Here is a 6,884-nt window from a genome sequence, read left to right as displayed (position 1 = left end):
CTCAACCGCAGCAGTGCAAAACCGACGCGAAAACAACGCGCGGCGCGTTCAACCGCGCCGCGCGTCTCGAATCACTCGCTCAGTTCGGCACCAGCCCCTCGCCGAGTGACGCGTAACAGGCAACACCCGTCGCTTGCGCGGCAAGATCGCCACGGCGCCGCTCGATCTGCACGCCGACCGCGGCCACGTCGTCGAACTTGGCGGGTTTGGCCAGGCAAACGCGCACCCAGTGCGCGCCGAAATCGGTAATCAGCAGGCGTGCGATCGACTCGGCCAGTGCTTCGAGCAGACGCACGCGATGCGATTCGAATAGCGCGAGCAATGCATCACGCACCGCCGCGTAGTTGACCGTATCTTCGATGCGGTCCGTCGTGCACGCGCGGATCGCCGGCACGCCGATCGCCAGATCGACGCGCACCGGTTGCGGCACATGCAGCTCGCTGCTGTCGATACCGATAACCGTCTGACCTATGAAGTTTTCTATGAACACGATGTCCATGCGCTCGGGCACCGCGCTGGTGTCGGCGCCGAGGCGGGAAAAAGCGGCAAGGCGAACGGTATCGATACGATCCATGGTGTACTCCGCCGCGGCGCGGCCCGAGGGTTGAACAGCGTGTCAGCAACGATGCGAATGCGCGCGGCACACTGTGTGCCGAAGCTGCAACAGGCCTATGATGTGCGCGACAGCGCTCACGGCACGCAGGCAGAAAAGCAAATTTCGGGCACAGTGCGGCAACACCGTGCGACTCCCTGTTGTACCAAAGCAGTATCGGGCGTAGAGTTTTAAATACCCACCTGAGATGACGGTTGGTCGCGAGGGCGCATGAGAACGAAGATTCGGCAGCGCCAACGACATACAGCTTGATAAAGCGGCATTCGCGGTGCAAGTAGAAAGGTGCTCCCGAAATGGCGCAACGGAGACATCCCCCATGTCATTGCTCGCTGACAGCAGTACGCACGTCCGAGAGGTGCTGAACGTGGTCAACCATCAGTTGACCACGCGGCCGACAAGCGAATCTGTTGCCCAGTCGTGGGCGCGCTGCATCAACGAATTCCAGCTGGACCCCGCGCGTTTCGTCCCACCGCCCGTTCTCACCGACTACGAACTCAGTGCGCGCCGTGAAGCACTCGGCGATCTGATCGCCTGTTCGAAGCTCGAAATGACGACGCTCTATCAGCAACTGGCCGACCCCGAACTGGCGGTCGTGCTGGTCGACTCGGGCGGCGTGATCGTGCATCAGGTGTCCTCCGTGCCGTTTGCCGAGGCGGTCGCCGGTGACGGCTTCCGGGTCGGCGCGCTGTGGAGCGAGCGCGAAGCCGGCACCAACGGCATGGGCACCTGTCTGGCCGAGCGCGATTGCATCGCGGTCTGCCAGCACGAGCATTTCTATCCACGCTATACGTCGCTGACCTGCTCGGCCGCGCCGATTTTCGACGACAGCGGCGAGATCGCCGGCGTGCTCGACGTCACCAGCCGCTCGAAGCTGCTGCAACAGCACTCGCTGGTACTGGTCGGGATGTCCCGGCAGATGATCGAAAACCGTCTGCTGGACGCGCGCTACCGGCACGCGAACATGATCCACTTCCATAGCCGTCCGGAATTCGTCGGCACGCTGCATGGCGGCAAGCTCGCGGTCGCGGACGACAGCACGGTGCTCGCCGCGAACCGCAGCGCGCTGTTCCAACTGGGCTTTCGCTCGCTCAGCGAATTGCGCGGACGGCGCATCGAGGAAGCGTTCAACGCGTCGCTCGACGACATGATTGCGCGCAGCATCCGCGGCTCGTTCCATCCGGTCACCGTCTATAGCGCGAACGCGACGAACCGCTTTTTCCTCGTCGCGCAGACACCGCAGAACAGCGCCGGGCGCGCCGCGCGCGTGCTGGGCTCCGATCACGCGAGCCGTAGCACCAGCAGCACCAGCATTGCAGGCAGTAATGCCGGCACCAGCGCGGGCAGCAGCGCAGCGGACCGGCACGCGCGCGCGCCGAAGCTCGATGAAATCGCCCATCTCGAATTCGGCGACCCACGCATGGCCTCGCAGATCCAGCTCGCCGCGCGCGTGATTCAACGCAAGATTCCGATCGTGCTGCGCGGCCAGACCGGCACTGGCAAGGAAGTGTTCGCGCAGGCGCTGCACAGCATCAGCCCGCATGCCGACGGGCCGTTCGTACCGGTCAACTGCGCGTCGCTGCCGGAAAACCTGATCGAGAGCGAACTATTCGGCTATCGCGCCGGCGCGTTTACCGGCGCGCAGCGCGAAGGCCGGCGCGGCAAGATCGTGCAGGCCAACGGCGGCACCCTTTTTCTCGACGAAATCGGCGATATGCCGCTGGTGTTGCAGGCGCGTTTGCTGCGCGTCATCGAGGAACACGAGGTCACCCCGCTCGGTGCGGAAACCACGGTCAAGGTCAATTTCCAGCTGATCAGCGCGAGCCACCGCAATCTGCTCGAACTCGTGCACAGCGGGCAATTCCGCGAGGACCTGTATTACCGGCTCAAAGGCGTCGAGCTGAATCTGCCGGCGCTGCGCGAGCGGCTCGACAAATTGCCGCTGATCCACCATCTGCTCGCCAACGAAACCGACGATCCGCCCGAGCTGACCCGCGAAGCCGAGCACGCGCTGCTGACTTACGCGTGGCCGGGCAACATCCGTCAACTGCGCCATGTGCTGCAAATGGCGATCGCGCTATCCGACGGTCAGCCGATCAGCTGCGAGCATCTGCCGCCCGAGGTCACGCAACGCACGCCGGCCATGGACCTGCCCACCGCATTGCGGCTCGCCAGCGCCGACATGGACGCGCATCTCGCCGACGACGCCGATATCTCCGCGCTCAACGCGATCCAGCTGAACGAGCGCGAAACCGTGCTGTCGCTGCTCGACGAGCATCGCTGGAACGTCAGCAACGTCGCGAAAGCGCTCGGCATCAGCCGCAACACGCTGTATCGCAAGATGCGCCGGCTGCATATCCGGCTCTCGCACGAGGGCTCGCCGGCCGACGGCATGCCGCTCGATCCCGACGCATGACGCCCGCGCCCGCCGACGAGTCCGCCCCCGAGCCCCTACCCGCAGCCGCGCCGGCACCCGCGCGCGATCTCGCCGAGTTCAAGGCGGACGCGCGCTTCGCGTGGTGCGTGACCGGCTCCGGCCATCTGCTCGAAGAATCGATCGCGCTCGCGCGGCAACTGCCGCGCGTGGACCTGTTCCTGTCGTCAGCCGCCGAAGAAGTGCTGCCGCTCTATGGCTGGCCGCTCGACAAGCTGCGCGAGCAGTTTCGCGTGCTGCGCGACAACAGCGCGAGCGGCGTGCCGGTCGGCATGCTGTATCACGGCATCTACCACACGGTGGTGATCGCGCCCGCGACCAGCAACACCGTCGCCAAATGCGCGTATGGCATCTCCGATACGCTGCCGACCAACATGTACGCGCAGGCGGGCAAGCAATGCATCCCCGGCATCGTCTTTGCATGCGACACCGAACCGAGCGTCGTCACGCATAGCCCGGATGAATGGGTCGAACTGCGGCCCCGGGCGATCGAACTGGATAACGTCGACCGTTTGGCGCGCTTCGAATACACGACGCTCGTGCGCTCGCTCGACGAACTGAAGGCGGCGCTCGATCAACGCCTCGCGACTCTCGATCTCGCATGGACCACCTCCTCTTCCTGACCGGCCGGCTGGCCGAGCCGAGCCTGCGGCGCGTGCTCGACGGCATGGCGCCGGCGCCGTTCAGTTGGGAGGTCCGCGAAATCGGCGTACAGGTGGCCGCGCTGATGACCGCCGATCTGATTCAACGCAGACTGCCCGCGCCGCTCGACGCGCAGCGCGTGATCGTGCCGGGGCGCTGCCGCGGCGATCTCGACGCGTTGAGCGCGCACTATGGCGTACCGTTCGAGCGCGGTCCGGAAGAAGTGAAGGATCTGCCGCAGTTTTTCGGCCGCAAGGCGAAGCCCTTCGATCTGAGCCGCTACGACACCGAAATTTTCGCGGAGATCGTCGACGCGCCGCGCCTCGATCTCGACGGCATCGCGAGCCGAGCGCGCGAATACCAGGCGCAAGGCGCCGACGTGATCGACATCGGCTGTCTGCCGGACACGCCGTTCCCGCATCTCGAAGACGCGGTGCGGCGGCTGAAAAGCGAAGGCTACCGGGTGAGCGTCGATTCGATGCGCAGCGACGAACTGTTGCGCGGCGGCCGCGTGGGCGCCGACTATCTGATGAGCCTGAACCTCGACACGCTATGGATCGCCGAAGAGGTGCCATCGACGCCGATTCTCGTCGCCCGCGAACCGGCCGATATCGCGTCGCTCGATGCCGCGATCGATGCACTGTGCGCACGCGGCCGCGCGTTTCTCGCCGATCCGATTCTCGATCCGATTCCGTTCGGGCTGGCCGCGTCGATAGCGCGCTATGTGCGGCTGCGCGAGCGTTATCCGGACATTGCCATGATGATGGGAATCGGCAACGTGACCGAGTTGACCGAGGCCGACACGAGCGGCATCAACGCGGTGCTGCTCGGCATGGCGGCCGAATTGCGAATCGGCGCGGTGCTCACCACGTCGGTGAGCCTGCATGCGCGGCGCGCGCTGCGCGAAGCCGACGTCGCGCGCCGCGTGATGCATGCCGCGCGCGATGCACAGGTGCTGCCCAAAGGGATCAGCGGCGAGCTCGCGCAAGTCCACGCAAAACGGCCGTTCCCCTACAGCGCCGACGAAATCGACGAACTCGCCCGTGGCGTGCGCGATCCGAATTTCCGCGTGCAGGTCAGCGCTGACGGCATCCATGTGTTCAACCGCGACGGCCATCGGCGCGGCGGCGATCCGTTCGCGCTCTATCCGCAGTTGAATCTCGAGACCGACGGCGGCCACGCGTTCTATATGGGCGTGCAGCTTGCGCGCGCGGAGATCGCGTGGCGGCTCGGCAAGCGCTTCGATCAGGACCAGCCGCTCAACTGGGGCTGCGCGGTAGATCGGCCCGAAGAAGACCTGCTCGCGTGGCGCGCGCCGGGCGAGACGATGAAAAAGCGCTGACGTCGACGCGCCACCGCAAGCGTCGTCAGTCCAGCGCCGCGACGCTCGCGGGCTCATCGACGCTCGCCAGTTCAGCGCGCATACCGCGAATCGCCTGCGCGCGATCGCTGGCACCAAACACCGCCGAGCCGGCGACGAACACATCGGCGCCCGCCGCCGCGATGCGCGCGATGTTCGACGCCTTCACACCGCCGTCCACTTCGATCAGCAACGGCCGCCCGGTGCGCTGCATCGTCGTGTCGACGCGTTCGCGCAACAGCCGCAGCTTGTCGAGCGTTTCCGCGATGAATGCCTGGCCGCCGAAGCCCGGGTTCACCGACATCACCAGCACCACGTCGAGCATTTCCATCACGTGATCGAGTACCGTGAGCGGCGTCGCCGGATTCAGCGCGAGTCCGGCGCGCGCGCCGTGCGAGCGGATCAGCTCGATGGTTCGATGCACGTGCAACGACGCCTCCGGATGAAAGCTGATCAGGTTCGCGCCCGCGTCGGCAAACGCGGCGACCAGCGGATCGACCGGCGTGGTCATCAGATGCACGTCGAACGGTATCGACGTGTACGGCCGGATCGCCGAACAGACGAGCGGCCCGACCGTCAGGTTCGGCACATAGTGGTTGTCCATCACGTCGAGATGGAGCCAGTCGGCGCCGGCCGCCGTCACGTCGCGAAGCTCGTCGGCGAGGCGGGCAAAATCCGCCGACAGCAGCGACGGAGCAATCAGGAATTCGCGCATCGCGTTCTCCGTGCGGGTACAGGTACAAGTGACGTAAAAGCGCAGCGTACTCAGTGATAGCGGCTCGCCATCGTATCGAGCGGCAGCGGCTTGATGCGATCCGCCTGGCCCGCGCAACCGAACGCCTCGAAGCGCTCGATGCAGATCGCGCTGGCCGCCGCCGTGGCCGCTTTCAACGCGGCGCGCGGATCGAACTCGGCGCGCGCGTTCGCGAGCGACTTGCGCATCGCGCCGCTCATCGCGAGCCGGATGTCTGTGTCGATATTGACCTTGCGCACGCCGTTCGCGATGCCGCGTCGGATCTCTTCGACCGGCACGCCATAGGTGGCCGGGATATCGCCGCCGTATTCCCGGATCACCGCCAGCCATTCCTGCGGCACCGACGACGAACCATGCATCACCAGATGCACGTTCGGAACGCGCGCGTGGATATCGGCGATGCGGTCGATCGCAAGCATGTCGCCAGTCGGCTCGCGACTGAACTTGTACGCGCCATGCGACGTGCCGATTGCAATCGCGAGCGCATCGACGCCGGTCGCGTCGACGAAATCCCGCGCTTCGTCCGGGTCGGTCAGCAAATCGGCGTGCGTCAGCGTGCCGGTGGCGCCGACGCCGTCCTCGTCGCCGGCCGTGCCGGTTTCGAGCGAGCCGAGGCAACCCAACTCTCCCTCGACCGACACGCCGACCGCATGCGCGGCATCGACCACGCGGCGGCTCACGTCGACGTTGTAGTCGTACGCGGCGGGGGTTTTCTGGTCCGGCAGCAGCGAGCCGTCCATCATCACCGACGTAAAGCCGGAGCGGATCGCCTGTTGGCATACGGACGGGCTCGCGCCGTGATCCTGATGCAGCACCAGCGGAATATCCGGGTGCGCTTCGAGCGCCGCCAGCACCAGATGCCGCAGATACGGCTCGCCCGCGTATTTGCGCGCGCCCGCCGACGCCTGCAGTATCACCGGGCTGCCGGTGAGCTCGGCGGCGCGCATGATCGCGTGAATCTGCTCCATGTTGTTGACGTTGAATGCGGGCACGCCATAGTCGTGTTCGGCCGCGTGATCGAGCAGTTGCCGCAGCGTAATGAAGGCCATTTGCTGTCTCCCAAGGATGAAATCGTTTTGGCCGG

The 6,884-nt window shown here is 65.7% G+C and carries 6 protein-coding genes; 3 read left to right on the top strand and 3 right to left on the bottom strand.

The genetic code is table 11. The annotated features are described in order from the left end of the window. Positions 1 to 79: 79 nt before the first annotated feature. Entirely contained in the window at positions 80 to 574 is a 495-nt protein-coding gene (locus VGH68_RS22040) for a dihydroneopterin aldolase (protein ID WP_331605833.1), read from the bottom strand. A gap of 355 nt (positions 575 to 929) precedes the next feature. Here VGH68_RS22040 and VGH68_RS22035 point away from each other — a divergent pair, with 355 nt between their 5' ends. Genes VGH68_RS22035 through VGH68_RS22025 form a run of 3 tightly spaced genes read left to right on the top strand, consistent with a single transcriptional unit; the run spans position 930 to position 5,028 of the window. Next, positions 930 to 3,026 (top strand): sigma-54-dependent Fis family transcriptional regulator, encoded by a 2,097-nt coding sequence (locus VGH68_RS22035; RefSeq protein ID WP_331605832.1) that lies wholly within the window; start codon positions 930 to 932, stop codon positions 3,024 to 3,026. Next, complete coding sequence (locus VGH68_RS22030; RefSeq protein ID WP_331605830.1) at positions 3,023 to 3,667, top strand: flavoprotein; 645 nt, start codon at positions 3,023 to 3,025, stop codon at positions 3,665 to 3,667. The genes VGH68_RS22035 and VGH68_RS22030 overlap by 4 nt, the downstream gene beginning before the upstream one ends. Next, positions 3,646 to 5,028, top strand: coding sequence for a DUF6513 domain-containing protein (locus tag VGH68_RS22025; RefSeq protein ID WP_331605829.1), 1,383 nt, complete (start codon positions 3,646 to 3,648; stop codon positions 5,026 to 5,028). Before VGH68_RS22030 ends, VGH68_RS22025 begins: the two co-directional genes overlap by 22 nt. Before the next feature lie 25 nt (positions 5,029 to 5,053). On the opposite strand, the gene rpe is transcribed toward VGH68_RS22025, so the two are convergent. Then, positions 5,054 to 5,761 (bottom strand): ribulose-phosphate 3-epimerase, encoded by a 708-nt coding sequence (gene rpe, locus VGH68_RS22020; protein WP_331605828.1) that lies wholly within the window; start codon positions 5,759 to 5,761, stop codon positions 5,054 to 5,056. 50 nt (positions 5,762 to 5,811) lie between these two features. Beyond that, positions 5,812 to 6,849 (bottom strand): class II fructose-bisphosphate aldolase, encoded by a 1,038-nt coding sequence (gene fba / locus VGH68_RS22015; protein ID WP_331605827.1) that lies wholly within the window; start codon positions 6,847 to 6,849, stop codon positions 5,812 to 5,814. Positions 6,850 to 6,884 lie beyond the last annotated feature (35 nt).

This window comes from Paraburkholderia sp. (assembly GCF_036488505.1).
GTDB lineage: Bacteria > Pseudomonadota > Gammaproteobacteria > Burkholderiales > Burkholderiaceae > Paraburkholderia.
This window is presented reverse-complemented; position numbering and strand designations above follow the sequence as displayed.

Coding starts and splice junctions, on each gene's coding strand:
- VGH68_RS22025 (WP_331605829.1), top strand. CDS start 3,646: ATGGACCACCTCCTCTTCCTGACCGGCCGGCTGGCCGAGCCGAGCCTG.
- fba (WP_331605827.1), bottom strand. CDS start 6,849: ATGGCCTTCATTACGCTGCGGCAACTGCTCGATCACGCGGCCGAACAC.
- VGH68_RS22035 (WP_331605832.1), top strand. CDS start 930: ATGTCATTGCTCGCTGACAGCAGTACGCACGTCCGAGAGGTGCTGAAC.
- VGH68_RS22030 (WP_331605830.1), top strand. CDS start 3,023: ATGACGCCCGCGCCCGCCGACGAGTCCGCCCCCGAGCCCCTACCCGCA.
- rpe (WP_331605828.1), bottom strand. CDS start 5,761: ATGCGCGAATTCCTGATTGCTCCGTCGCTGCTGTCGGCGGATTTTGCC.
- VGH68_RS22040 (WP_331605833.1), bottom strand. CDS start 574: ATGGATCGTATCGATACCGTTCGCCTTGCCGCTTTTTCCCGCCTCGGC.